The sequence below is a fragment of the Streptomyces sp. NPDC048291 genome, from assembly GCF_043201715.1.
Classification (GTDB): Bacteria; Actinomycetota; Actinomycetes; order Streptomycetales; family Streptomycetaceae; genus Streptomyces.
Map to the genome: position 1 here is coordinate 109,604 of NZ_JBICZC010000018.1, position 26,751 is coordinate 136,354.

At 72.5% G+C, this 26,751-nt stretch carries 20 protein-coding genes; 7 read left to right on the forward strand and 13 right to left on the reverse strand.

Translation table 11 applies throughout. The annotated features are described in order from the left end of the window. Nucleotides 1-222: 222 nt before the first annotated feature. Nucleotides 223-1,002: an alpha/beta fold hydrolase gene (locus tag ACGF5O_RS41280; RefSeq protein ID WP_393815075.1), complete on the reverse strand. Its 780-nt coding sequence runs from the start codon at nt 1,000-1,002 to the stop codon at nt 223-225. A 168-nt stretch (nt 1,003-1,170) separates the two neighbouring features. Here ACGF5O_RS41280 and ACGF5O_RS41285 point away from each other — a divergent pair, with 168 nt between their 5' ends. Together ACGF5O_RS41285 and ACGF5O_RS41290 are read left to right on the forward strand one after the other, a co-directional pair. Then, nucleotides 1,171-2,265 (forward strand): chemotaxis protein, encoded by a 1,095-nt coding sequence (locus ACGF5O_RS41285; protein ID WP_393815076.1) that lies wholly within the window; start codon nt 1,171-1,173, stop codon nt 2,263-2,265. Between the two features lie 66 nt (nt 2,266-2,331). Beyond that, a complete protein-coding gene (locus ACGF5O_RS41290; protein ID WP_393815077.1) occupies nt 2,332-3,357 on the forward strand; it encodes a Gfo/Idh/MocA family protein in 1,026 nt (341 codons plus the stop codon). Here ACGF5O_RS41290 and ACGF5O_RS41295 read toward each other — a convergent pair. Both ACGF5O_RS41295 and ACGF5O_RS41300 read right to left on the reverse strand, forming a co-directional pair. Next, nucleotides 3,347-5,374, reverse strand: coding sequence for a phosphocholine-specific phospholipase C (locus tag ACGF5O_RS41295; protein ID WP_393815078.1), 2,028 nt, complete (start codon nt 5,372-5,374; stop codon nt 3,347-3,349). The two genes, ACGF5O_RS41290 and ACGF5O_RS41295, sit on opposite strands and share 11 nt — an antisense overlap. 140 nt (nt 5,375-5,514) lie before the next feature. Next, nucleotides 5,515-5,928: an SsgA family sporulation/cell division regulator gene (locus ACGF5O_RS41300; RefSeq protein WP_393815079.1), complete on the reverse strand. Its 414-nt coding sequence runs from the start codon at nt 5,926-5,928 to the stop codon at nt 5,515-5,517. Nucleotides 5,929-6,276: 348 nt separating this feature from the next. Between ACGF5O_RS41300 and ACGF5O_RS41305 the strand changes: the two genes are divergently transcribed. Further along, complete coding sequence (locus tag ACGF5O_RS41305; protein ID WP_393815080.1) at nt 6,277-7,707, forward strand: PP2C family protein-serine/threonine phosphatase; 1,431 nt, start codon at nt 6,277-6,279, stop codon at nt 7,705-7,707. A gap of 70 nt (nt 7,708-7,777) precedes the next feature. On the opposite strand, the gene ACGF5O_RS41310 is transcribed toward ACGF5O_RS41305, so the two are convergent. Next, complete coding sequence (locus ACGF5O_RS41310; protein WP_393815081.1) at nt 7,778-9,274, reverse strand: hypothetical protein; 1,497 nt, start codon at nt 9,272-9,274, stop codon at nt 7,778-7,780. 266 nt (nt 9,275-9,540) lie between these two features. Here ACGF5O_RS41310 and ACGF5O_RS41315 point away from each other — a divergent pair, with 266 nt between their 5' ends. Further along, entirely contained in the window at nt 9,541-10,680 is a 1,140-nt protein-coding gene (locus ACGF5O_RS41315; protein ID WP_393815082.1) for an aminoglycoside phosphotransferase family protein, read from the forward strand. Between the two features lie 295 nt (nt 10,681-10,975). Beyond that, nucleotides 10,976-12,988 carry an N-acetylmuramoyl-L-alanine amidase gene (locus tag ACGF5O_RS41320; RefSeq protein ID WP_393815083.1) on the forward strand — a complete coding sequence of 671 codons (2,013 nt, stop codon included), beginning with the start codon at nt 10,976-10,978 and terminating at the stop codon, nt 12,986-12,988. Between the two features lie 21 nt (nt 12,989-13,009). Here the strand turns inward: ACGF5O_RS41320 and ACGF5O_RS41325 are convergent, their stop codons facing one another. The 8 genes from ACGF5O_RS41325 to ACGF5O_RS41360 form a co-directional block, all read right to left on the reverse strand. Then, complete coding sequence (locus ACGF5O_RS41325; protein ID WP_351960988.1) at nt 13,010-13,507, reverse strand: hypothetical protein; 498 nt, start codon at nt 13,505-13,507, stop codon at nt 13,010-13,012. Between the two features lie 512 nt (nt 13,508-14,019). After that, complete coding sequence (locus ACGF5O_RS41330; RefSeq protein WP_393815084.1) at nt 14,020-16,683, reverse strand: ATP-binding protein; 2,664 nt, start codon at nt 16,681-16,683, stop codon at nt 14,020-14,022. Between the two features lie 131 nt (nt 16,684-16,814). After that, nucleotides 16,815-17,717 carry a universal stress protein gene (locus ACGF5O_RS41335; protein ID WP_393815085.1) on the reverse strand — a complete coding sequence of 301 codons (903 nt, stop codon included), beginning with the start codon at nt 17,715-17,717 and terminating at the stop codon, nt 16,815-16,817. Between the two features lie 155 nt (nt 17,718-17,872). Beyond that, complete coding sequence (locus tag ACGF5O_RS41340; RefSeq protein WP_362587515.1) at nt 17,873-18,115, reverse strand: DUF397 domain-containing protein; 243 nt, start codon at nt 18,113-18,115, stop codon at nt 17,873-17,875. An 83-nt stretch (nt 18,116-18,198) separates the two neighbouring features. Beyond that, nucleotides 18,199-19,365, reverse strand: coding sequence for a thiolase domain-containing protein (locus ACGF5O_RS41345; protein ID WP_393815086.1), 1,167 nt, complete (start codon nt 19,363-19,365; stop codon nt 18,199-18,201). Further along, complete coding sequence (locus ACGF5O_RS41350; RefSeq protein ID WP_393815087.1) at nt 19,362-20,408, reverse strand: thiolase domain-containing protein; 1,047 nt, start codon at nt 20,406-20,408, stop codon at nt 19,362-19,364. The genes ACGF5O_RS41345 and ACGF5O_RS41350 overlap by 4 nt, the downstream gene beginning before the upstream one ends. Beyond that, a complete protein-coding gene (locus ACGF5O_RS41355; RefSeq protein ID WP_393815088.1) occupies nt 20,408-21,349 on the reverse strand; it encodes a Zn-ribbon domain-containing OB-fold protein in 942 nt (313 codons plus the stop codon). The genes ACGF5O_RS41350 and ACGF5O_RS41355 overlap by 1 nt, the downstream gene beginning before the upstream one ends. Nucleotides 21,350-21,460: 111 nt before the next feature. Next, nucleotides 21,461-22,261, reverse strand: a complete 801-nt coding sequence (locus ACGF5O_RS41360) for a crotonase/enoyl-CoA hydratase family protein (protein WP_393815089.1) — start codon at nt 22,259-22,261, stop codon at nt 21,461-21,463. Between the two features lie 187 nt (nt 22,262-22,448). Here ACGF5O_RS41360 and ACGF5O_RS41365 point away from each other — a divergent pair, with 187 nt between their 5' ends. Together ACGF5O_RS41365 and ACGF5O_RS41370 are read left to right on the forward strand one after the other, a co-directional pair. Then, entirely contained in the window at nt 22,449-24,059 is a 1,611-nt protein-coding gene (locus tag ACGF5O_RS41365) for an acyl-CoA synthetase (protein ID WP_393815090.1), read from the forward strand. 111 nt (nt 24,060-24,170) lie between these two features. After that, entirely contained in the window at nt 24,171-25,949 is a 1,779-nt protein-coding gene (locus ACGF5O_RS41370) for a sulfatase (RefSeq protein ID WP_393815091.1), read from the forward strand. Here the strand turns inward: ACGF5O_RS41370 and ACGF5O_RS41375 are convergent. Further along, nucleotides 25,886-26,722 (reverse strand): alpha/beta fold hydrolase, encoded by an 837-nt coding sequence (locus ACGF5O_RS41375; RefSeq protein ID WP_393815092.1) that lies wholly within the window; start codon nt 26,720-26,722, stop codon nt 25,886-25,888. The two genes, ACGF5O_RS41370 and ACGF5O_RS41375, sit on opposite strands and share 64 nt — an antisense overlap. Nucleotides 26,723-26,751 lie beyond the last annotated feature (29 nt).

Here is a 26,751-nt window from a genome sequence, read left to right on the forward strand (position 1 = left end):
AGCGAGCGTGCGCCCGGGACCTCGGCCGGTCAACCTGGCTGTAACACGAACGGAGTACCCCACCCCCACTTTCGGACGCGTTTTGCCCGCGCGAGGCCCGCAATCCCGCCTCGCACCGGGCCCTGTCCGCCCCTAACAGGCCAAGCGCAAAAAGTTCGCCAAACGGGTCGGCGCCGCGGCTTTCGCCGGGCGCCGGTCACCTGGTGCTGTCGCGGGTTCGCGCTACGCGGCCGGGGTCAGGAACCGGTCCAGCACCGCCGTCAGCTCGGCCGGCCGCTCCACCGGCAGCTCGTGGCCCGCGTCGATGATCCGGACCTCGGCGTCCGGGTAGGCCTTCGCCATCCGCAGCATCTGCCCCACCGGCAGCTGGATGTCGTGGTAGCCGTGCACCATCAGGGTGGGCGCGGTGATCTCACCGGCCCGGTCGAGGACGTCGAAGGCCCGCATGGCGCCGTACAGCGTCATGACGACCTCGCGCGGGGTGCCGGCGGACGCCCGGACGTACTCCCGGATCTGCTCGCGCGGGTAGCCCGGGGCGAAGGCGCGCTGGATGTTGGCGGCGACGAACAGCTTGAACGGCACGAGCGTCGAGGCCGCCATCAGCAGCCCACGGCCGCGGCTGTACGTCATCCGCCCGATGGAGTTGACCAGGACCATCCGCTCGACCCGCTCGGGGTGGGCCAGCGCGAGGGTCTGGGAGATCATGCCGCCCATGGAGTGCCCGACAGGGACGAAACGGTCCACCTCCAGGTGGTCGAGGAGCGCGACCACGTCCTGGACGAGTTCGGCGACCGTCCGCACGCCGGCCCCGGTGCTCTCGCCGTGGCCCCGCAGGTCGAGCCGGATCACCCGGCGCTCTCCGCCGAAGTGCGCCATCTGGTGGTCCCAGCGGTGCCGGTTCGCGGTCCAGCCGTGGATGAACACCAGGGGCGCGGCGCTTCCGTCGCGGGGGCCCTCGTCGTCGTACGTCAGTGCCGCTCCGTCGACTTCGAGCTGCGGCATGGGGGCCTCCTGGGGCGCGATCCGGTTACTGCCGGGTACGGTAACGGGCCGTCCGGCCCGCCGTCACCGGCCGCCGGGCCTCAACACGGTTACGGCGCGACCGGGGCCCGGCGGCGCCGGAGAATTACCCCAAATGCCGCAATGGCGAATCGGTCCTATGGTGCTGATATGGAGCACGCACTCAGTCCTTCGACCCTTGCCGAGCTGCGCCGCCCGCGCCCCTATCCCGCTGTCTCCGTGCTGACGCCGACACATCGTCGTGAGCCCGACAACGCCCAGGACTCCGTCCGGCTGCGCAATGTCGTGGCCGAGGCGAAGAAGCAGCTGGAGTCCGATCCCGCGGTCACCCGGGACCGCCGCTCCGATGTCGTCAGGCAGCTCGAACAGGCTCTCGCCGAGGTCGACCTGACGTACACCGAGGACGGTCTGGTGATCTTCGCCGCGCCGGGCGAGCACCAGGTGTGGTCGCTGGCCCGCAGCGTGCCCGAGCGCGTGGTGCTCTCGGACACCTTCCTCACCCGCAACCTGGTCTCGGCGCAGGCGGCCGAGCGGCCGTTCTGGGTACTGTCGATCTCCGCCGACCGCGTCACCCTGTGGAACGGCGGCACCGACCGGGTGACCGAGAGCCGGGCCGGTGGTTTCCCGCTCAACCGCAGCCAGGAGAACTTCGACGCCGAACGCCGGGAACAGATCGGCGACATGCCCAGCACCTTCCGCGACGAGGACACCAAGCACTTCCTGCGGGAGGCGAACACCGCGATGGCGGCGCTGCTCCGGGAAGAGCCGCGGTCGCTGTACGTCACCGGCGAGCAGGCCGCCCTCTCCCTCTGGGAGGAGCTCGGCAACGTCGCCCGGCACAGCGTCCCCGTGCAGCACGGCGGGCTCGCCCATGCCGGCCCGGAGGCCGTGTGGCAGGCGATCACCCCGCTCCTCCAGGCTGAGTCCCGCCGGAGCACGGCGTCGGTGGCCCGGGAACTGGAGTCCGCGCGCGGCCACAAGACGTTCGCGGCCGGTGTCGACGAGGTCTGGCAGAACGCCCGAGAGGGCCGGGTCCGGCTGCTCGCCGTCGAGGAGAACTACCGCACCACGGTCCGCGACGACGGCGACCACCTGATGCCGGCCGCGAGCGGCGACCTCGACGCCCGCGACGACATCGTGGACGAGATCGTCGAGCAGTGCCTGGAGACCGGCGCAGACGTCCGCTTCGTCCCGGACGGCACCCTGGGCGACGAGAACGGCATCGCCGGCGTGCTGCGCTACTGACCAGCCCCTCCCCCGGCCGACGTAGGCTCTGGAACGTGATCGTCGGCCGAGAGGGAGTGTGTGGGCGTGGCTGAGTTGCTGGGCGTCGCGGTACTGGGTGCCGGACACATGGGGGCCGACCACATACGACGGCTGGACCAGGTGATCAGCGGCGCTCGGGTGGCCGCGGTGGCCGACCCGGACCCCGACCGCGCCAAGGAGGCGGTCGCCGGTCTCGACGGCGTGTCCGTGCACGCGGATCCGCTGGCCGCCCTGGCCGCTCCGGGGGTCGACGCGGTGCTGATCGCCTCCCCCGGCCCGGCGCACGAGGAGCCCCTGCTCGCGTCCTTCGAGCGCGGGTTGCCGGTGCTGTGCGAGAAGCCCATGGTGCCGGACTCCACCGGTGCGCTGCGGGTGGTGGAGGCAGAGGCGAGGCTCGGACGCAGGCTGGCGCAGATCGGGTTCATGCGCCGCTACGACGCCGAGTACGGGCGCCTGAAGTCGCTGCTGGACGGCGGCGGCCTGGGCCGGCCGCTGATGCTGCACTGCACCCACCGCAACGTGTCCTCGCCGCCCGGTTTCACCAGCGCCATGCTGATCAACAGCTCGGTGTCGCACGAGATCGACGCGGCCCGCTGGCTGCTCGGCCAGGAGCTGACCGCGGTGACCGTGCTGCGGCCCAGGCCCTCCTCCGGCGCCCCCGAGGGACTGCTCGACCCGCAGCTGGTCCTGTTCGAGACCGACGGCGGCGCCCTCGTCGACGTCGAGGTCTTCGTCAACTGCGGCTTCGGCTACCAGGTGCGCTGCGAGGCCGTGTGCGAGAACGGCAGCGCCCGGATCGGCGAGGACCACACGATGCTGGTCACGGCGGCCGGCGGCGCCCGCGAGGAGGTGGCCCAGGACTACCTGGTGCGGTTCGCCGACGCCTACGACCGCGAGGTGCAGGCCTGGGTGGACGCCACCCGGCAGGGCCGGGTCACCGGACCGGGCGCCTGGGACGGCTACGCCTCCTCCGCGGTCGCCGAGGCCGGGGTCCGGGCGCTGGAGAACGGCGGCCGTACGACCGTCGAGCTCGCCCCGCGCCCGGACCTGTACGCGGACCTCAGCCGCTGACGGAGGCGGCGCCCGTCTCCAGATGGCCGGTGAACCGGCGCGACCAGGTCGCGTCGGAGTCCACCGTGACCGTGAAGTCGTACCAGCCGCCCTGGTACGCGACGGCGTTGAAGTAGTCCTCGGTCGAGGCGCCGGCGGCGACCGTGTACGTCCAGGGGCCGTCGGTGCGGTAGTTGTTCGAGGTGATCGTGAACTTCACGGACGTGGCGCCGGTGTTGGCCATCTTGAACCAGACGGCGAGCTTGCCGCTGCCGGGCTCCACGGCGTAACGGGTGCTCACCTCGGCCGACTTGCCGGCCTTGGTCGCGTCGCCCTGGAAGCGGCGCAGGAAGCGGTTGGGGCCGGCCATGGTGATGTCGTACTTGCCGGCGCCGTACCCGGTGCCGATGTTGAAGTAGTCGGAGGCGGTGGAGCCGGCGCCGACCGTGTACTGCCAGGGCGTGGTGTCCCGGTAGGCGTTCGGGTGGATGGAGAGATGCGCCGGGCGGGTCGCCGCGGTGCCCTGGTTGGCCATGGTGAACCAGGCGCGGACGGCGCCGCCGGTCCCGAACTCCAGGTGGTCCAGGTAGCCGTTGGGCTGGTAGGGCAGCGCGCGGGCCGGGCGGGTGCCGGACTCCTGGGCGGGCAGGGCGTTGGTGGTGGGCACCGGGTTGGGCAGCGGGCCGCAGGTGGAGTAGCCGATGACGCCGGTCGCGGGCAGGGAGACGGCGCCGTGGACCGGGTTGGCGAAGTCGAAGACGCCGGTCAGGTCGCCGCTCACGGCGCGCCGCCAGTCGCTGATGTTGGGGCAGTTGGCGGGTTTGCCGAGGGCCGTGGTCCAGGTCTCCAGGAAGCGCAGCACCGAGGTGTGCTCGAAGACCTCGGAGGAGACCCAGCCGCCGCGGGTCCAGGGCGAGATGACGATCATCGGGACCCGGAAGCCGAAGCCGTAGGGCACGCCGTTCAGGAACTCACCGGCCGTGCCGGCGGGCGGGGCCGGGGGCGGGACGTGGTCGAAGTAGCCGTCGTTCTCGTCGTAGTTGAGGAACAGGACGGTGGAGTCGAAGACGTCCGCGTCGGCGGCGAGGGCCTGGTATACCAGGTTGACGAAGTGCGCGCCGTCGCCGGGCGGGGCGTAGGGGTGCTCGGAGAAGGCCTGGTTGGCGACCACCCAGGAGACCTGCGGGAGGGTGCCGGCCACGACGTCCGCCTTGATCGCGGCGGCGATGTCGTCGGGGGTGGAGCCGGTCACCGCCGGGACGGAGGACATGCCCCGGTCGTAGAGCGGGTTGCCCGCTCTGGCGTTCGCGAAGTTCTTGAAGTAGGCGCAGCCGTTGTCACCGTAGTTGTCCTGGGCGTTCTGGTAGACCTTCCAGGTCACTCCGGCGCTCTGCAGGGCCTCGGCGTAGTTCTGCCAGGTCAGGCCGGACTCGTCGCCGCCGTCGTAGCTGGCGGAGTCGACCTTGCCGCTCCACAGGTAGGTGCGGTTGGGGCCGGTGGCGCTGAGGGTTGAGCAGAAGTAGGCGTCGCAGATCGTGTAGTTGTCGGCGAGCGCGTAGTGGAAGGGGATGTCGGCGCGGTCCAGGTAGCCGAGGGAGCGCACGTTGCCGACGCCCGCGACCCAGTTGTCGAGGCGGCCCTTGTTCCAGGCGGAGTGCTGGGAGGACCAGGAGTGCGGGAGGTCGCCGTTGCACTGGGCGAGGGTCTCGCCGTCCTTGCCTCCGGCGTCGGGGGTGGCGCTGAGCTTCCACGGGTACTGGCGGCCCGTGCCGTTGGGCTGGTTGAAGACCGGATAGCCGCCGCTCAGGGTGATGCCGCTGCGGTCGGCGAAGCCGCGGACGCCCTTGAGGCGCCCGAAGTAGTGGTCGAAGCTGCGGTTCTCCTGCATGAGGATCACCACGTGCCTGACGTCCGAGATCGTGCCGGTCGCCGTGCTCTGGGCCGCGGTCGCGGTCCGTGGGCCGGCGGCGCCCACCGTCATGCCCGCCGCAACGGAAGCGCCCAGTCCCACGAAGCCTCTTCGGCTGATCGGTGTCATTCGCCCCGTCCTCGTCACCGGTGCGCCCGTGCGGCACACCGCGCGCCAGAGTGCACCTGGCGGTCGGCGGGCTCCGGGCCGGATCGGTGAGGCGGGAGTGAACAAGAGTCAAAGTACGGGTCGGTACCGCCCCGTGCGCCTCACACGCCCCCGAACAGCGTGCTCAGGCCCCGTTCCACCACGCCCTCGACGTCTTCCTGTCCCGGGGCCACCACCTCGTGGGTGCGCTGCAGGAACCGGACCAGCGCCTGGGTGTCGAACTGGAGCAGGGCGAGCCCGTGCGGCGAGTGGAACTCCACGGCCGTACGGCCCGGACCGCAGGGCCAGATGTGGACGTCCCCACGCCCGGCCGGGGCGCTGAGCCCCTGGTCGAGCAGCGAGCGGGCGAAGGTCCAGGTGACCTCCTCGCCGCCGAGGGTGACCTCGGCCGGGAAGTCGACGAAGACGGCCAGGGGATCACCGGAGGTGTACCGGAGCGTGGCGGGCACCGGGACCTCCTCGTCCTCGGCGGTGATCAGCCGGGCGCGGGCGGGTTGCTCGAAAGTGATGTCCATGCCTGTAGGACTCCGAGAGGGCCCCTCGCATGACGCGAAATCCGGACAGAGTTGCCGTGGTTGGCCGAGACCGCGACACTGTGAACACAGAGGCGTCGAACAACCGCCCGAGCGCGACACGAATTGCTCGCGAAGTCCGTCAAGTCGCGTAGTCCCACTACGACTTGCACCTCCGCTCACGTACACCTTTCATGGGCGGCGACCAGGCCATGAAGACTCTGGCATATGCCAGAAGCACCACCGTATCGTGTGTTGCCAAATCCCTTACGGGGCGTCGCAGGCTGTGCAACAGTCGTAACCGGTCCCACCGTCCGCCTTGGCCGTTCAGTCCCCTCATCGGAGTGCGTCATGCCGTCCCATGTCTCCGCGGACCGCCCCGCCGCCCAGCCGCCCGGGCGTGGCTCGGTCGAGGCGTTGATATCGCAGACGCGGCGGCTCAAGGGCGATGTCGACGCGGTGCGCCGGGACACCCGGAGTCCGGGTTCGGACTCCGAGGAACGCTGGCAGCGGGCCCTCTACGACCTGGCGCTCCATCAGCTCAACGACCTGGACGAGCACTTGGCCCAGCTGCGCGACGGACCGGCGCCCCTGCCGGCCGGTGCGGAGGCCGCGGCGCCTGCCCGCCCCGCCCCGCCCGCCCCGGGCTCGCTGCTCAGCCGGGTCGGCAGCGCGGAGTGGAACCTCCTGACGGACGAGGCCAGTTGGTCCGGCGAGCTCTACCGGATCCTCGGCCACGACCCGGCCGCGCCCGCGCTCACCCTCGACGAACTGCCCGCCCTGGTGCTGGACGAGGACCGGCCCCGGCTGACCACGATGGTCACCGACTGCCTGGTCGACGCCAAGCCGATCGACGGTGAGTTCCGCGTCCTGCGGCCCGACGGGAACGTGCGGACCGTCCACATGATGGGCGAGCCGGTGCTCGACGGCGACGGCAGCACCGCCTCCATGTGGGCCGTGCTGCGCGACGTCAGCGAACTGCGGCTCAGTCAGCGGACGGTGCGCGAGTCCCGGGACACGATGCAGCGGCACCGCCGGCGGGCCGAGACCGAGCAGCGGCTCGCCGTCGAACTCCAGGAGGCCGTGCTGCCGCCCGGGCGCGGTGCCCTGCGACTGCCGCGCCGCGGGCCCGGCTCGCTCGACGTCGCCGCCCGCCACCTGCCCTCCGGGGCCGGAACCCTGCTGGGCGGCGACTGGTACGACGCGCTGGAGCTGCCCGACGGCGGCACCCTGCTGAGCGTCGGTGACCTCACCGGACACGGCGTCGCCGTCGCCTCGGGCATGACGATGCTGCTGGGCGCCGTACGCGGCATGGCGATGGCCGGCACCCAGCCGGGGCAGCTCATGTCCCTGCTGAACCGGTTACTCGACGCCACCGTGCAACCCGTGCTGGGCAGCGCCGTCTGCTGCCGCTACCACCCGGCCACCCGCACCCTGACCTGGGCACAGGCAGGACACCCCGCCCCGCTGCTGTTCCGCGGCGGGACGGGGTGTGCGCTCAGCGCGCCGGACGGCGTGCTGCTCGGGGTCACCTCGGGAGCCGGTTACGGGCAGGCCGAAGTGACCCTGGAACCGGGCGATCTGCTCCTGCTGCACACCGACGGCGTGGTGCCCGGGCACAGCGGAGCGGACTCTCTGGGCGCGCTCCTCGGCCTGGCCCCCCGGTTCGGGGCGGCGCGCACCGCCCAGGACTGTGTCAGGGCCGTGGTCGAGGAGTTCGGCGAGAGCGAGAGCGAGCGCGAGGACGAGGCCTGCGTGCTCGTCGCCAAGGTGGGTGGCTAGGGAGAACGGGCAGGGGCAGCGGCTGCCGACCGGACGAGATCAGCCGGCTCGTGTCGAGCGCACAGGTCCCCTATGCCTGTGCGCTGTTGTGGTTCCCCTTGCTCCTGGCCCTGGGCAGGGCGAGCTTGATCTCCTCCCGCAGTTCCTGGATCTTCGGGTAGCCGGAGTACTCGGCGGTGAGCCGGTACATCTGGCGCAGCCGGTCCCAGGTTCGGTGGGAGGAGTTGGATCCCATCGACATCAGGGCCAGCCTGGCGTACCGGTCCGCCTGCTCGGGGTCGTCCGCGATGAAGCAGGCGGAGGCCATGGACAGGAAGTCGAAGATCTTCGACCGCTGGCGGCCGTCGATCCGCAGGGCCAGGGCCTTCTCCGCGTAGTACTGGGCGTGCGCGGCCGCGGCCGGGTCGTGCTCGGCCAGCGTGCGGTAGGCGAGGGCCTGCATGCCGTACAGGTCCTCTTCCCTGAACATCTGCATCCAGCTCGGCGGCGGCACGTCGCCCCGGTCGGAGACGAAGAGGTCCTCCGCCTGGCCGAGGGTGCGGCGCATCGCCTGGCCCTTGCCCATGGACGCCTGTGCCCAGGCCTCGATGGTGTAGAGCATCGCCCGGGTGCGCGGCAGCACCTCGTCGCCCGAGCCGGACTTGGCGAGCTTCATCAGGTCGAGTGCGTCGTCGGGCCGGCCGAGGTGCACCATCTGGCGAGCCGCTCTGGAGAGCGCCTCCCCGGCACGCGGCCGGTCACCGCCCTCACGGGCCGCGTGGGCGGCGATGACGAAGTACTTCTGGGCCGTGGGCTCCAGGCCGACGTCGTGCGACATCCAGCCCGCGAGGACGGCGAGGTTGGCGGCGACGCCCCACAGGCGCCGCTGGAGATGCTCGGGGTGGCGGTAGGCGAGCATGCCGCCCACCTCGTTGAGCTGTCCCACCACGGCCTTGCGCTGGAGACCGCCGCCGCGTGCCGCGTCCCAGGCGCGGAACACCTCGACGGAGCGCTCCAGTTCCTCCATCTCCTCGGACCCGATGGGGGCGGCCTCGTAGCGGTCGAACCCGGCGGGGTCGGCGTGCAGAGGATCGTCGAGGACGGGGGCGTCGGCCCTGAGTGTGGGGTCGGTGTGCAGCCATTCGTACATGGCGCTGCTGAGTACGGATCCCGCGGTGAGCGCGGCACCCGCGCCCACCAAGCCGCGTCGGTTGAGCATGAGGTCCATTCCCGTGAATTCGGTGAGGACCGCGGCGGTTCGTTCGGGCGCCCACGGCATGCCGTCGGGATGTTCCACGTTCCCGTCGTCCGGCCGTTTTCCCGTACGCCCGTGCCGTACCAGACCGAGGTCCTCGATGGTCACGACACGGCCGAGACGCTCGGTGAACAGGGCCGCCAGCACCCGCGGCACCGGATCGCGCGGGATCTCTCCCGTGTCGATCCACCGCCGCACCCGGGAGGTGTCGGTCGCCAGCTGGGGGTGGCCCATGGCCGCCGCCTGCCGGTTGACCAGCCTCGCGAGTTCGCCCTTGGACCAGCCGGCCAGGCCGAACAGGTCCGAGAGGCGGGTGTTGGGTTCTCCGGTCACGTCAAGCCCCCAGGTTCTCGGCTGAGTTGACAGTAGCCCCGTGCCGGTTGCCGGGCGACTATTCGCCACGGTTCGCCAGGGTGCGCCAGATGGTGTGCCACTGGGCGCCGGGTGTCAGGTAGGAACGCGCCACCCCGACCCGACCGCCACTCGACGGGCACACTCCCCAGGGTGTGTCCGGGCGGCCGGGACGGGCTGGGCGCGAGAACCCCTCACAGGACTTCTCAGGCAGGCACCGCAGGTACACGAAGGGATCTGTATCGCCCATGTACGCAGCATCGTCCTCCGTGTCCGCTCCGCCCCGGCCGCTGCGCCCCCGTCCGGCGGGCAGCGGACCCTATCTGGACCCCGCGCGGCCGGGGGCCGCCGTACCGGTCGTGGGCCGGCAACGGCGCGCCGCGGGTCTCGGCACCCAGCCCCTCAGCGGCAGACTCGACCTGTCCGGCCCCCAGGGCGCGCAGCTGCGCACCGCGATCGCGTCGGTGCACCGGATCTGCCCGGAGTTCGCTCCGGTGCAGGTGCTGCGCCGCACCGGGCGGTCGGTGATCCTCGTCGGCACCACGGGGCGCAGTACCGCCGTGGCGAAGTGTCTGCTGGACCACTCCCCCGCCTGGGCGGAGCGGACCCGCCACGAAATAGCCGCATACCGCTCGTTCGTCCGGCACCGGCCGCCGATCCGGGTGCCGAGACTGATCGCGGCGGACCCGGACAACTGCACGCTGGTGATCGAGCGGATGCCCGGCCGGGTGGCGGCGGTCCAGCGCCACCCGACGGAGGCACCGCCCCGGGCGGACATCCGGGCCGCGCTGGGCGCGATCTGCCGGCTGAACGCGTGGCGGCCCCCGGCCGGCACCTTCGACGCCCCGGTGGACTACCCGGCCCGGATCGCCCGGTACCACGAGCTGGGTCTGCTCACCGACCGCGACATGGGTGACCTGCAGAAGCTGCTGCACGGCATCGCGGTCGCGGCGGGCCGCCAGGGGATGGGCCAGTTCTGCCACGGCGACGCCCTGCTCTCGAACATCCTGCTGTCCCCGGCCGGTCCAGTGCTGGTGGACTGGGAGCACGCGGGCTGGTATCTGCCGGGGTACGACCTGGCCACGCTCTGGTCGGTCCTCGGCGACGCCCCGGTGGCACGCCGTCAGATCAGCCAGATCGCCCAGTCGGCGGGGCCCGCGTCCCGGGACGCCTTCCTGGTGAACCTGATGCTGGTCCTCACCCGGGAGATCCGGACCTACGAGACCGCCGTGCAGCGTTCGATGCACGACGCGACCCCGGCGGCACCGGGTACGGCCCACCCGGGTGCCGCGCCGACCGGCGAGGAACAACGGCTGCTGCTCCGGCGGCTGCACGACGACTGCCAGCTGGCCCGCCGGGCCGTACGCGCGGCGGTCGGCACTCGCTGACGGGGACGAGGATCCGCGGTGCGCTCAGGGCAAGCGCGCACCGCGGATCCTCGCATGTCCGGGGGTTTCCCCGGGATGTCGGTGGATTTCTTCGGGCGTCGGAGGCGCCCATTGGTGTACGCCACTGACGCCCCGCAGGCCTGCGGGGCGTCACCGCGAAACTCCCACGATCATCGCATGACATGGGAATTCCGGTCTCTCTGGGCATGATTGACGGATCGTCGGCAAGCCGGTACCACTGAGCCACGCTCAGCCCCGCACGCCCCGTCGCGCCCCATCGCCCCAGGAGGCTGCATTGCGAGGATCCGTCACCGAGCCCGCGCCCCCGCGCAGTGGCAGACGCACGCGCAGGACGGCCGGGGCCGTCGCCGCCGCGGCTCTGCTGCTGCCGCTGCTGGGCGCGGCACCGCCCCCGGACACGAGCGAGTCGTCCGCCGGACTGCTCCAGCGGACGTTCGCGTCCGCCGCCACCGAGTACCACGTGCCGCAGAGCGTGCTGCTCGCCGTCTCCTACCTCCAGTCCCGCTGGGACACGCACGACGGCGCGCCCAGCGTGACCGGCGGCTACGGCCCGATGCACCTCACCGACGCGCACACCGCGCTGGCGACGGCCACCGAGCACTTCGCCGACGGCACCGAGGACGCCCGCGGCGACAGCGCCCGCCCCGCCCTCCACCCCGGCGTGCGGGTCCCGCAGAACTCCGCGCTCCCGGCCCGCCTCAGGACCCTGCCGAAGGCCGCCGCGCTGACCGGGATCCCGGCCGAGCGGCTGCGCACCGACGCGGCGGCCAACGTGGCCGGCGGCGCCGCCCTGCTGGCCGCCGCCCAGCGGGACCTGCACCAGCCGCTCAGCGCCGATCCGGCCGCCTGGTACGGCGCGATCGCCCGCTTCTCCGGCGCCGACGACACGGCGACCGCGGCGGCCTACGCCAACGACGTGTTCGACGTCCTCCACACGGGTGAGGAGCGCACCACCGACGCCGGACAGTTCGTCGCCCTCGCCGCCCAGCCGGAGCTGCGGGCCGACACCGCGCAGCTGGAGCTGACCGGGCTCCGCCCGGCGGCGGACGACGGCACGGAGTGCCCGACAACGGTGTCGTGCGAGTGGATCCCCGCGCCGTACGCGCAGTTCGGGGACAACGACTACGGCAACCACGACCTCGCCGACCGGCCGGCCTCGCAGAGCATCAAGTACATCGTCGTCCATGACACCGAGGGCTCCTGGGACACCACCATCAAGCTGGTCCAGGATCCGACCTATGTGTCCTGGAACTACACGATCCGCTCCACCGACGGTCTGATCGCCCAGCACGTCAAGGCGAAGGACGTGGCCTGGCACGCGGGCAACTGGTACATCAACGCCAAGTCGATCGGCATCGAGCACGAGGGCTTCCTCGCCTCGCCGGACGCCTGGTACACGGAGGCGATGTACCGGTCCTCGGCGCGGCTGGTGAAGTACCTCTCCGAGCAGTACGGCATCCCGCTGGACCGGCAGCACATCCTCGGCCACGACACCGTGCCCGGCCCGACCACGTCCACGATCCCCGGGATGCACACCGACCCCGGCCCCTACTGGGACTGGCGGCACTACTTCGAGCTGCTGGACCACCCCTTCAAGCACAAGGGCAAGAAGCACCGGGTGGTGACGGGCGGGGTGGTCACGATCCTGCCGGACTACGCCACGAACCAGCCGGGCTACACCGGCTGCGTCACCAAGGGCCAGCCCTGCGCCGCGCACGGGTCCGGCGAGGTTCGGCTGTACTCCGACCACGACGAGAAGTCGGCGCTGATCAAGGACATCGGCATGGGCACGACGCCGACGACCGACGTGAACGACCTCTCCTCACGGGCCTCCACCGGGCAGCAGTACACGGTGGCGGACACCTGGGGTGACTGGACGGCGATCTGGTACCTCGGGCAGAAGGCCTGGTTCGAGAACCCGGCTAGCGCCCCGACGGCGGTCGGCTCGACCGGGGTGGTGATCACGCCGAAGGCGGGCCTGACCAGCGTCCCGGTGTACGGCCGCGCCTACCCTGAGGCGTCCGCGTACCCCTCCGGAGTACCGGCCCAGTCGATCTCCCCGCTGCCGTACACGATCCCGGCGGGCCAGAAGTACGTGGCCGGTGACAAGGTGCCGGGCGAGTACTACTACGCGGTCACCTTCAGCACCGACTCGCACAAGGTCGTGGTCGGCAAGGACCTGTACTACGAGATCCAGTACGGCCACCGGGTCGAGTTCGTCCGCGCGGCCGACGTCGACGTGGTGCCGGCCGCGAAGGCCGGACGGCACCACGGCCACGGTAAGTAGCCGACGGAAGGCGGCCGGCCCTCAGCCCTGCTGGAAAAGCTCCGCCGGGAGCGGCTTCAGCAGGGCGTACAGGTCGTCGGTGATCGGGCGGTCCCAGGCCGCGATGGTCACCAGGACGCCGTCGCTGCGGTCGAACTGGACGCAGGAGATCCGGCTCTCTGAGAGCTTGAGGCGCCGCACGATCAGCAGGTTGTCGCCCTGCAGGACCGGCATGTCCTCGGTGCCGACGACGGTGACGTCCTCGTCGTTCTCCAGTGCGAGGAGGAGCTGGCCGACCTCGAAGGGGATCTCGTCCTCCTCCACCTCGCGGGCCGGGGAGCCCTCGGGGAGGTTGCCGATGATCATCGCGGGGCCGCGGCCGCCGAAGAGGTCGTAGCGCAGGAAGACGCCCTGGCAGGTGCCGTCGGGGGCGGGCAGCAGCCCGGCACCGAGGTTGCCGGGCCAGTCGCCCGGGTCCATGGCCAGAACGTCGAATTCGGGGCCGGCGGGAGTGGCGCTGCGGCGACGGAGGAACGACATGCGCTCCATGGTACGGGGCCCGGGTTGTGGGGCGGGGATCAGTGCGGGGTACGGGGTACGGGTCGGCCGACGTCGGTGCGGCGCGCCGGGTCCGCCGCCGCTCTTGCTCCGCCGCCCTCGGTCCGCGCCCCCTCTCGATCCGCCCCTGGGTTCGCCCCCCCTCTCGATCCGCCGACACCCTCGATCCGCCACCGCTCTCGGCCTGGCGCCTCTCCGGGTTCGTCACCCTTCTCGGTCCGCCGCCGCTCTCGATCCGCCACCGCGCCGGGTGCGCCGACACCCTCAATCCGGTGCCGTGCGTGATCCGCGGCAGCCCTCGATTCGCGGCCACTCTGGTCTGCCGTGAGTCTTGATCCGCCGCGGCGGTGATCAGCCACGACGGTGGTGTTCGGCGGTGCCGTGCCGGGCGGGGGTGTTCGCCGTGGTGGCTGGCGGTGCTTCGCCGGGTGCCGCGCCGTCGTGGCTTGTCGCGCAGTTCCCCGCGCCCCTGGGTGGGTCGGCGTTGGCGCCCGCTACAGAGCCGCGCTCTCAGCGGTTGCCAACTCGGCCCGTGCCGCGTCCGCCAAGCCGTCGGCTCCGCACTGGTGGGCGGTTTCGAGGCCTCGGCGCAGGTGGGTGGTGTCGTGGAGTTCCGTGCCGAGGGCCACTAGTGCGCAGGCCAGTTCGTAGGCGGCCGGGGAGCGGTCCAGGTAGGTGACCGACTCGCGCAGGTAGGCCAGGCGGGCCTCGCCCGAGGAGACCTCGGCCGCTGTGCGCAGGGCCTGGCCGATCGCGGACGGGGCGCCGAAACGGCGGGCGCGGGTGAGCGCGTCGAGGGCTGTCGTCAGGGCGCGCTCCGGGGTGTCGTGGGCTTCGGCGCGGGCCAGGTGGAGCTGCCAGGGGCACCAGGAGGGGTTGCGGACGCCGCGTGGTTCGAGGCGGCGGCCGGCCGCGGAGAGCTCGGCCGCCGCGTCCTTGGTGAGGCCGCGGGCGAGGAGCAGTTCGCCGTAGACCGTCTGGGCGTCGGGGAAGACCACGGCCGCGGGGAAGGGCTCCCGGAAGGCGTGGTCCTCGGCGAGGCGGGTGGCCTCGCCGGTGCGGCCGCGCGCCAGCAGGGTCTGGATCAGGATGCCGACGGCGTACCAGTGGGCGGGGGTGCCGGGGCCGACCCGTTCGGCGAGGCGCAGGCCGGAGCGGGCGTGCTCCTCGGCCTCGGCGAGACGGCCCCGCCGGTAGCGGACGTAGCCGAGGAGGGTGTAGGCGAAGGAGAGGTGGGCTCCGCGCCAGCCCTGGCGTTCGAAGTCGGCGATCCCGGCGGCGAAGAGCTCCTCCGTGCGCTCGGGCCGGTCGGCGTACATGAAGGCGAGGGCGACCAGCACGGGGACCTCGAAGCCGCGGTCGGCCTCCGCCCAGCCGAGGCCGCCGGCCAGGGCGCGTTCGGCGTGGTGGAGGGCGACGTCGGCGGGTTCGCCGCGCTGGACGGCGTCCCAGGTGCGCAGCCCGATGACGTACCGCTCGGTGAGGTCGCGGCCCCGGAGCCGGTCGGCGAGCCGGGTCAGGCGGCGGGAGCGGGAGGGGTGGTCGGGCTCGTCGGCGCGGAAGGCGTCCCACATGAACTGCTCGGAGAGCATGCGGAGCCGGACGCGGGCATCGCCGGTCACGTGGATCTCGCGGGCGAGGGTCTCGGAGGCCTCGGCGAGTCGGTCGCTGTGGGCGAGGACCTGGGAGAGGCGGTAGACGATGTGGTGGCGCAGGGCGGGCTCGGCGATGGGTTCCTGGAGGGCCGCGCGCAGGTGGTTGACGGTCGTGGCGGGCTCGGTGAGGAGGGAGGCGCTGCCCAGTTCGTGCAGGACGGCGGCGCGCTGCTTGGCCGGCGGGGGTTCGCGCAGGGCGCGGGCGAGGTAGGCGCGGGCGGTGTCGGGGGCACCGGCCCGGAGGGTCTCGCCGGCGGCGGCGCGCAGTTGCCGGACGACCCAGGTGTCGCCCTCGGGGTGGGTCTCCAGGAGGTGGCGGGCGGCGGCGGTGGCGCCCTGGCCGTCGTCGGTGACGCACCAGGCGGCTTGGCCGTGCAGGGCGACCCGGGTGGCGGGCGGGATGGCCCGGTAGACGGCGGTGGCGATCAGCGGGTGGACGAACTCCAGGGTCTCGGCGCCGGTGAGAACGCGGGCGCCGCGCAGGGCGTCGGCCGCGTCGGCGGCCTCCTCGTGTCCGAGCCCGGCGACGGCGGCGGCGAGCGCGGGATGGATCTCGGTGCCGAGGACGGCGCAGGCCCAGGAGAACCGGACGGCGGAGGGGCCCAGGCGTTCGAGGCGGGCGATGAGCCCGCTGCCCTTGACGGCGGCGGCGAGGTCGCGCAGCAGGGGTGCGCCGGCCTCGGTGGGGTCGAGGCCCCGGTCGTGGACCTTGGCGGTCAGTTCGACGGCCTCGAAGGGGTTGCCCGCGGTGACGGCCCAGCACTCGTGGCAGAAGGCGTCGTCGGCGTGGTCGCCGAGGCTCTCGCGGACCAGGCCGGCCACGGCGTCGGCGCTGAGCGGTTCGAGGCCGTGCGGGCGGCCGCCGGCCCGTCCGGGCAGGCCGCGGAGCGCGTCGGCGTGCTCGGGGAGTTCGTCGGGCCGGTACGCGACGACGACGAGCAGCGGGAGTTGCTCGGCGCGTGGTGCGAACGCGGCCAGCCAGCCGAGGGATTCGGGGTCGGCCCAGTGGGCGTCGTCGAGGACGAGGACCACCGGGGCCTGGCGCACGGCGAGGTGGGTGAGGACCCAGTCGAGGCCGTCCCGCAGGCCCTGCTGGTCGGGCGGGGCGCCCTCGGTCGGGGCGCACAGGCCGAGGGCGGGGCCGACGATGTCGTACCAACTGCCAAGCGAGGCACGGAGTTCGGCCTCCGGTGCGCCGGCGAGGCGGGGTTGCAGGAGCTGGCGGGCGACGTGGAAGGCGACGCGCTGTTCCTGCTCGCCGCCGCGCGCGGAGAGCACGGTGCAGCCCTGGGCGGCGGCGCGGCGGCGGACCTCGGCGAGCAGGGTGGTCTTGCCTATGCCCGCGCGCCCGGCGAAGGCGAGCAGCGCGCCGAGCGACCGGTCGCCCGGCGCCGCGCCGTCCGTGCGCAGGCCGGTGAGCTCGGCCAACGCCTCGTCGACGGCCGCGAGTTCGCTGTCACGCTCGTAGAGCGTCCGTCGGTTCCGCAGGACCCGCTGTCCCATGACCACCCCCCGCCACGGTGTTGCGCGAGCGCGGGGAGCGGGCGCGCACCGTGGCTTGCAGGCAGCTCAGCGTACGCCCGACTGCGGTGATCCGCTCTCTACTGACGGTAACTGGGCGAAGGGACTTGACATCACTGCTGCGGCGGGGACGGCGGGACCACCGCGATCGGGGCGGCGGCGTGCAGCAGTACGGCGTGGGTGACCGAGCCCATCATGCGGGCCGGGGCGGGCAGCCGTCGGCGGTGACGGCCGACGACGACCAGTGCGGCGTCCTTGGAGGCGGACACCAGCAGCCCTGCCGCGTCGCCGGGCAGCGCGAGGACGTCGGCACGCAGGTTCGGGCGGTCCTTGAGGTACGGGGCGAGGAAGCCCTCGGCGAGGGTGCGGGTCTCCTGCTCGACCTCGTCCCGGTCGACGGCCGGTGGGACGAGCTCCCCGGCCGCGAACCAGCTCTGCACCGGCCACGGGTAGGCGGCGATCACCTGGAGCCGGGCGCCGCGCCGGGCGGCCTCCTCGAAGGCGAAGGCGAGGGTGGCGTCGTCGGGACTGTCCACGTCCAGGCCGACGACGACCCGGGGGCCGGGCTCGGCGGGCAGTTCCTCGTGCACCTCCCGGCCGGGCCGGGGCACGACGACCACCGGGCAGGCGGCGTCGCGGGCGGCGGCCATGCCGTTGGAGCCGAGGAGCAGGCTGGCGAAGCCGCCGCGGCCCCGCGAGCCGAGCACCAGCAGCTGTGCGTCGGCGCCCAGTTCGGGCAGCAGCGCGCTCGGGGCACCCTCCAGGGCGACGTATTCGACGGTCAGCCCGACGGCGCCGCTGCGCAGCCGGTCCCGGACCTCGTCGAGCACGGGGTCGCCGCCCTCGTCCGGTTCCCCGGCGACCAGGACGTCGGGCTGCCCCCAGGCGGCGTACTGGCGGACATGGACCACCCGCAGCGGTGCGTCCCGTTGCCGGGCCGCCTGTACGGCCCAGTCCAGGGCCCGCAGGCTGTCGTCCGAACCGTCCGCCGCGGCGATGACCGGCGCAGCGCTCATCGTTCCTCACCTCCGGAATACGACCTTCCCCGTCCGGGGCCAGCCTGTCTCAGGCGGCGGCCCCGGAAGGGCGCTGCTGGTCACGTGTCCGGAAATCCTTGCGGAACACCCCCCGGTTCACCTCTCTGCCACGGCGGCGGAGCCGGGGGAGGCGCTCAGGTGAGGTCGAACTCGCCCTCCCGGGCCCCCGACACGAAGGCACCCCATTCGGCGGGGGTGAAGATCAGGGAAGGGCTCTGCGGGCTGCCGCTGTTGCGCATCGCGATGAATCCCTCGACAAAGGCGATCTGGACATCCCCCAGGCCCCGGCTGCTGGACTGCCAATCGGCCCCGCTGAGGTCCAGCTTCGGCTTCTCCCAGCCCAGTACCGGCTGCTGCTGGATGGTGCTCTCGGCCACGTCCGTGCTCCTCCCGAATTCGTCGTCCGCGGCCAGCCTAGCTTTCGGTTCCGGCACTCAACAGGCCACGTGAACGGGTCCTTTCAGTTGTCGGGGGCCGCGGCGCCGACGAGCCACATGGAGAAGAACTGGGAGCCGCCGCCGTAGGCGTGCCCGAGCACCCTGCGGGCGCCGTCCACCTGGTGTTCTCCGGCCTGGCCGCGCACCTGGAGGGCGGCCTCCGCGAACCGGATCATCCCGGAGGCACCGATCGGATTGGTGGAGAGCACTCCGCCCGACATGTTGACGGGGAGGTCACCGTCGAGCTCCGTGACACCCGATTCGGTGAGTTTCCAGCCCTCGCCCTCCTCGGCGAAGCCGAGGTTCTCCAGCCACATGGGCTCGTACCAGGAGAACGGCACGTACATCTCGACGGCGTCGATGTCCCGGCGCGGGTCGGCGATGCCCGCCTGCCGGTAGACGTCGGCGGCGCAGTCCTTGCCTGCCTGCGGCGACACCGCGTCCTTGCCGGCGAACAGGGTGGGCTCGCTGCGCATGGCGCCGCCGAGCATCCAGGCCGGCGGCTTGGCGGAGCGCGCGGCTCCGGCGCGGTCGGTGAGGACCATGGCGCAGGCGCCGTCGGAGGAGGGGCAGGTCTCCGAGTAGCGGATGGGGTCCCACAGCATGGGGGACGCCTGGACCTTCTCCAGGGTGATGTCGTGCTCGTGGAGGTGGGCGTAGGGGTTCTTGAGCGCGTTGCGTCGGTCCTTGTAGGCGACCAGCGAGCCGACGGTGTCCGGGGCGCCGCTGCGCCGCATGTAGGCCCGCACGTGGGGGGCGAAGAAGCCGCCCGCGCCGGCCAGCAGCGGCTGCTGGAAGGGGATCGGCAGGGAGAGGCCCCACATGGCGTTGGACTCGGACTGCTTTTCGAAGGCGAGGGTCAGCACGGTGGAGTGGACGCGGGCGGCGACGAGGTTGGCCGCGACGAGCGCGGTCGAGCCGCCCACCGACCCCGCGGTGTGGACCCGCAACATGGGTTTCCCGACCGCTCCCAGCGCGTCCGCCAGGTAGAGCTCCGGCATCATCACGCCCTCGAAGAAGTCGGGCGCCTTGCCGATGACGACCGCGTCGACGTCGGCCCAGTCCAACTCGGCGTCGTCGAGGGCGCGTCGCGCGGCCTCGCGGACGAGCCCGGCGATCGACACGTCCCGCCGGGCCGCCACGTGCTTGGTCTGGCCGATCCCTACGACGGCCACGGGCTCCTTGCTCATCGCGGATCCCCTTCGAGTACGGCGACCAGGTTCTGCTGCAGGCAGGGCCCGGAGGTGGCGTGGGCGAGGGCGCGGTCTGACTCGCCGCGGTGGATGCGGGCGGCGGCCTCGCCGATGCGGATCAGCCCGGCGGCCATGATCGGGTTGGCGGCGAGGGCTCCGCCGGACGGGTTCACGCGCACGTCGTCGCCGAGGCGCAGCGCCTTGCGCAGGACGACCTCCTGCGAGCTGAACGGCGCGTGCAGCTCGGCGGTGTCCACGGGCCGTTCGAAGGCACCGGCCCGTTCGGCGGCGAGCCGCGCGGACGGCGAGTCGGTCAGGTCGCGGACGCCCAGGCTGTGCGCCTCGATGCGGTGGTCGATGCCCCGGATCCAGGCGGGCCGCTCGCACAGCTCCCGGGCCCGCTCCCCCGCCGCGAGGATCACGGCGGCGGCGCCGTCGCCGATCGGCGGGCAGTCGCCGGTGCGCAGCGGCCGTACGACATAGTCCCCCTGCGGTACCGAACCCCGTAGCTGGGCGTGGGAGTTGGCTTTCGCCGCCGTCCTGCTCCGGGCGCCGACGGCGGCCAGCGCGGGCTCGTCCGTCTCCCCCGCGTCGATGAGTGCCTGCGCCTGGAGGGCGGCGAGCGCGACGGAGTCCGGCCAGAGGGGGGCCACGTAGTAGGGGTCGAGCTGGCGGGTCAGCACGTCCCGCACCGAGCCGGGCGAGGACTTGCCGTAGGAGTAGACGAGCGCGGTGTCCGCGTCCCCGGTGAGCAGCTTCGTCCAGGCCTCGTACAGGGCCCAGGCGCCGTCCATCTCGACGTGCGACTCGGAGATCGGCGGCCAGGCGCCGACGCCGTCGAGGGCGAGGGTGAAGGAGAAGGCGCGGCCTGCCAGGTAGTCGCTGGAGCCGGAGCAGGTGAAGCCGATGTCGGCGGTCTTCAGCCCGGTCTGCCCGAGCACGTCGTGCAGCACCGGCATGAGCATCTCGACCTCGGAGAGGTCCTCGCTGGTGCGGCGGTGGTCGGTCTGCGCGAAGGCGACCAGTGCTATGTCACGCATCACAGCAGCTCCTTGTACGTGTCGTAGTCCGCGTCGGGCTCGCCGGTGGGCCGGTAGTGGTCGGGGAAGCGGGCCCCCTCGGTCCACACCGGTTCGACCCTGAGCCCCATCCGCACCTGGTCGTAGGGGATCCCGCCGATGCGGCCGTGCAGGGCGAGGCCGGCGCCGTCGAGGGCGATGTGGGCGTAGACGTAGGGCACCTCGATGTCGAGGTTCTTCGCCTTGATGTTGACGATGCAGAAGGTGGTGACCGTGCCGCCGGGACCCACCTCGACCTGTTCCGATGTGGCCACCCCACAGGTGGGGCACGCGCCCCTCGGCGGGATGTACACCTTCCGGCAGGAGGGACAGCGTTCGCCGAAGGTCCGCCGGGTGGAGAGCGCGTCGATGTAGGCGGACTGGGCGCGGCCGGGCGAGTAGGTGTAGTCGAGGCGGGCATGGGCGACGATGCCGTGGATGGCGTCCTCGAACTCGCCGCCGTCCCCGCCGGGTTCGACCGCCTCGCCGTCGTACGGCTCGAAGCAGGCGATGTCGGTGATGGCCCCCGACCGGTCCTCGGCCCAGCGGACCCGGACCCGCATGCCGGTGTGCACGGCCTCGGGGCCGGAGACGTCCAGGGCGTGCAGCAGGGCGGTGTCGGCGCCGTCGAGCCGGACCAGCACCCAGGCGAAGGGGGTGCCGAGGGGCTGGCCGCGGCGGGGTTCGTGGTTCCAGGCCCAGGTGGTGACGGTGCCGGTGGGGGCGACCTCGACGAGGTCACGGAGCTCGTCGGCGGTGACCGGGTCGTACTCGACGGGCGGGACGAGGGTGCGGCCGTCGGCGGTCTTCACCCCGAGGACCACGCGCTCGCGCAGCCCGGTGAGAAAGGCGCTCTGGACGGGCCCGAGGGACCGGGTGAAGGGAAACTCGACGACGAGGGGGGCTTTGAGGACTTCGGGCATAGGGGGCTGACCTCCTTAAGGTCGGTGAGGGGGGCGCCCCGTCTTTCAGGGGCGCGGGGAACTGCGCGACCAGCCACATGCGGCCCGCGGCGTCCCGAGCACCTCGGACACTCACGCACGCCTGTAAGCAGGCACCCGCTTCTCCGCGAACGCACGGGCCCCTTCCTTCGCATCGGCCGTATCGAAGATCGGCCACCCCCGCTTCAGCTCCGCGGCAAGCCCGTCCGCCTCCGTCATCTCCGCGGTCTCGTACACCGACGCCTTGACCGCCTCGACCGCCAACGGCCCGCACGCGTTGATCTGTTCGGCGATCTCCAGCGCCTTGTCGAGCGCGCCGCCATCCGGAACGACATGTCCGACCAGCCCGATGTCCGCGGCCTCGCGCGCGCTGTACGGCCGCCCGGTGAGCAGCATCTCCAGCGCGTGCGTGCGCGGAATCTGCCGCTGGAGCCGTACGGTCGAACCGCCGATCGGGAAGAGCCCCCGCCGGACCTCGAAGAGCCCGAACGTCGCGGACTCGCCCGCGACCCGGATGTCGGTGCCCTGGAGGATCTCCGTGCCGCCCGCGACGCAGTACCCCTCGACGGCGGCGATCACCGGTTTGCGCGGGCGATGGTGGCGGAGCATCGCCTTCCAGTGCAGATCCGGGTCGGCCTTCAGCCGGTCGCGCAGGTGCTCGCCCGCCATGCCCTGCCCGGCCAGCGCCTTGAGGTCCATCCCGGCGCAGAAGGCACCCCCGGCCCCGGTGAGCACGATCGAGCGGATGCCGTCGTCCGCGTCGGCCTCGATCCAGCCGTCGTACAGCCCGACGAGCATGGAGATCGAGAGCGCGTTCTTCGCCTCGGGCCTGTTGAGCGTGAGCACCAGTGTGGCGCCCTCGCGCCGCACGGTGAGGTGTTCCGTCCCACCCATGGACCGTCTCCCCTCTGAAAGAACGAGAACAGGTTGCAGTAGGCCGGGAGGCACTTCAAGGGTTTTCTGACAGACAGTCAGATTTCTTCGCGTGAACCCTTCACACTTGCCGCGCCCTTTGCTCTGATGACCGGCGAACGGACAGGTGTGCCTTTCTTCGTCACGGTTGCCGGGGTCAGGAGGAGCGGTGGAGTACAACCTTGCCGATCTGTTCGAGTCGGTCGTCGACGTGGCCTCGGACCGCGAGGCGCTCGTGTACGTCGACCACCCCGGCACGGGTGCCGAACGCCGGCTGACCTACGCCGAGCTGGACGCCGCCGCCAACCGCATCGGCCATCACCTGATCGACAGCGGGATCCGCCCCGGCGAGCATCTCGGCCTGCACCTCTACAACGGGATCGAGTACCTCCAGACGGTGTTCGGGTGCATGAAGGCGCGGGTCGTGCCGGTCAACGTCAACTACCGTTACGTCGAAGAGGAGTTGGTGTACCTCTACCGGGACGCCGACCTGGTCGCGCTGGTCTTCGACGCGGAGTTCGACGACCGGGTGGCGGCGGCGCTGCCCAGGACGCCGAAGTTGCGGCACCTGGTGCGCGTGGGCGCGCCGGCGTCGGAACCCAAGGCCCTGTCCTTCGCGGAGGCCGAGGCCGCCGGATCGCCCGGGCGGGGGTTCCCGGCGCGCTCGGGCGACGACCAGTTCATCATCTACACCGGCGGCACCACGGGCATGCCCAAGGGCGTGATGTGGCGTCAGGAGGATCTGTTCTTCGCCGGGTTGGGCGGCGGGGCGCCGACAGGAGAGCCGGTGAAGCGGCCCGAGGAGCTGGCCGAGCGGGTGGCGGCCGGCGGGACCGGGATCACCTTCTTCCCCACTCCCCCGCTGATGCACGGCACGTCGACCCTCACCTCCCTCATCGGCTTCAACTTCGGGCAGCGGGTGGTGATCCACCGCAAGTTCGTGCCCGAGGAGGTGCTGCGGACCGTCGCGCGGGAGAAGGTCACCAGCATGTCGCTGGTCGGCGACGCGATGCTGCGCCCGCTGATCGACGCACTCAACGGGCCGATGAAGGGCACCGACTGCTCCGCCCTGTTCAGCGTCTCCTCCTCCGGTGCGATCCTCTCCGAGACCGTGCGCAGGCTGTTCAGCGAACTCGTCCCGAACGCCATGCTGCTGAACAACTTCGGGTCCTCCGAGTCCGGTTTCAACGGCACCGCCACCGACGACTCCGGGGCCGGCAGCGGCTTCCGCGTCCGCGTCAACTCCCGTACCCAGGTGGTCGATCCGGCGACCCACGAGCCGGTGGCGGTGGGCGAGGTCGGCCGGGTCGCGCAGAGCGGGCACGTACCGCTCGGCTACTACAACGACCCGGCGAAAACCGCCGAGACGTTCTTCGAGAAGGACGGCCGCAGGTGGGTGCTCCTCGGTGACATGGCGACGGTCGACGAGGACGGTGTCGTCACCGTGCTCGGCCGGGGCTCGCAGTGCATCAACACCGGGGGCGAGAAGGTGTACCCGGAGGAGGTCGAACAGGCGCTCAAGTCCCACCCGGACGTGTACGACGCGCTCGTCGCCGGGGTGCCCGACGCCACCTGGGGCAACCATGTGGCGGCCGTGGTGCAGTTGCGCGCGGGCGCCGAGCGGCCCTCCCTCGCGGACATCCAGACCCACTGCCGCAGCCGGCTGGCCGGGTACAAGGTCCCCCGCCAGCTGGTGATCGCCGAGGCCATCCAGCGGTCGCCGAGCGGCAAGGCGGACTACCGGTGGGCGCGGCAGGTGGCGGTGGCCGCCGACCGGTAGACCGTGCGGGTGCGCCACCCCCGCGGGGTGGCGCACGGGCCGTACGCTGTGCGCACGATCAGCAGTCGATCATGCACACGGTGTCACAGCCGCCGCACGGAAGGACCTCCGGTGTCGCACCCCACGCCCGACCGGCCGCCGGAGACCGCGTCCGCGCCGGCGGATCCCGGCACGGACGAGGGCCGGCGGCGGAGGCGTCCACGCACCGCCCGAGGCATCGCGGTGGGAACGACCGCGCTCTCCGCCCTCCTGCTGCCGGCCGCGCTGCTGCTGCCGAACCGGCTGGACCTGCTCACGCCGGCCGCGTTCCTGCGTCTCCCGGTCGAGGGGATCGTGCTCGCGGCCGTGCTGCTGACCCTGCCCGGCCGGGCGCGGCGCGTCACGGCGGTGGCGGCGGGCGCGTCGGTGGGGGTGCTGACGCTGGTGAAGTGCCTGGACATGGGCTTCTACTCGGTGCTTGAGCGGCCGTTCGACCTGGTGCTCGACTGGGTCCTGCTGGACGACGCGGCGGACTACGTGCGGGAGTCGTTCGGCCGGACCAGTGAGCTGCTCGCGATCACCGCGGCCGTGCTCCTCGCCGCGGCCGTTCCGGCCGTCACCGCCCTCGCCCTGCTGCGGGTCGCCGAGCGGATGGCACGCCGGCGCCCGCAGGCCGTCCGTACGGCCCTGGTCCTGGCCGTCGCCTGGGTCACCTGTGCCGTCTTCGGTCTCCGGGCCGGCGGCGTGCCTGTCGCCTCGACCCTCGACGCGCAACTGGTGGACGATCGGGTGCGGGCGGTCCGCGCCGGTCTCGCGGACGCGCGGGTCTTCGCGGCGGAGGCCGCCGTCGACGCCTTCGGGAACACTCCGCCGGACCGGCTGCTGACGGGCCTGCGCGGCAAGGACGTGCTGATCACGTTCATCGAGAGCTACGGCCGTACGGCGATCGAGGACCCGGCGATGGCGCGGCAGGTCGGCGCGGTCCTCCAGGAGGGCACCGCCACGCTCGGGGCGGCCGGTTTCGAGGCGCGCAGCGGCTGGCTGCGGTCCCCGGTGCTCGGGGCGGGCAGCTGGATGTGCCATGCCACGCTGCTGTCCGGGCTGTGGATCGACAACCAGCAGCGTTACCGCGATCTCGTCTCGGGCGACCGGACGACCCTCAACGAGTACTTCCGCAGAACCGGCGCCTGGCGCACGGTCGGTGTCGTGCCGGGCGTCCGGAAGGCCTGGCCGGAGGCCCGGTTCTTCGGCCTCGACCGCGCCTACGACGCCACGCACCTCGGCTACCGCGGCCCGTACTTCAGCTGGACGCCCGTCCCCGACCAGTTCACGCTGGAGGCCTTCGACCGCCTGGAGTACGGGAAACCGGACCGGCGTCCGGTGATGGCGGAGATCATCCTCGCCTCCAGCCACCAGCCCTGGGCACCCCTGCCCCGCATGATCGACTGGAAGGACCTCGGCGACGGCTCGGTCTTCGGGCCGATGCGGAAGACGGGCAAGGACCCGGCGGAGGTCTGGAAGGACCCGGAGAGCGTGCGGACCGAGTACCGGGTCTCGATCGAGTACTCGCTGCGCAGCCTGTTCGGGTTCATGCGGCGCCACGCCCGCCGGGACACGGTCCTGGTCTTCCTCGGCGACCACCAGCCCCGCCCGGAGGTCGTCGTCGGCAGCCCGCGCCGGGACGTGCCGGTCACGATCGTCGCCCACGACCCGGCGGTCCTGGACCGGGTCGCCGGCTGGGGCTGGACACCGGGCCTGAAGCCCGCCGCGGACGCGCCGATCTGGGCGATGGACAAGTTCCGCGACCGCTTCCTGACGGCGTTCGGGCCGCAGGACCCGGGCGCGGCTCAGGCGTCCAGGAAGCCGACGGTACGGCGGACGAACCACTCGGGGTCGTCGAGCCAGGGATAGTGGCCGGCGCCGGGCTGCACGACGACCTCCGCGTGCGGGAAGGCATCGGCGACGCGCCCGGCCAGGGCGGGGCTGGGACCGCCGTCGAGTTCCCCGGCGTACACCAGGACGGGGGCGGCGAGGGCGCGCAGGGCGGCCCGGGTGACGTCCGGGGTGAAGGCGCCCTCGGCGAAGCAGCGGTCGCCCGCCTCGAAGTTGCTCTGCTGCTCGGTGGCGGCGACATGGGCCCGGGCGGCGGCGTCCCAGCGGCCGTGGAAGAAGGGCATGAACACCACGTCGAACTCCCCGGAGCCGGTCAGCCACGCCTCCAGCGCGGGGAACGCCTCCTCGAACCAGGGCTCTCCCGCCCGCAGCCGGGCCGCCGCCAGCCGGTCCTCGGGGGTGGCGCTCAGGCCGAGGGCCGAGGAGTTGCCGGTGATCAGCGCGAGCCGCCGCACCCGGTGCGGATGGGCCGCCGCGTACAGGGTCGCCAGGGCGGCGCCCGCCGAGTGCGCCAGTACGTCCATGTGGTCGAGACCCATGTGGGCCCGCAACATCTCCACGTCGTCGACCAGTCGGTCGCAGCGGTACGACGCCGGGTCGGCGGGCACCGCGGAGTCGCCGGTTCCGCGCAGGTCGAGGAGGATCAGCCTGCGGTGGGCGGTGAGCCCGCCGAGGTCACCCAGGTAGACGGAGGCCCGCATGGGGCCGCCCGGCAGTACGACGAGCGGTTCGCCCTCCCCTCTGACGTGGTAGGCGAGGCGGGTCCCGTCGGCTGCGGCGAAGGTGGGCATGGCGCTGATCCTCCGGGACGGCGGCGCGG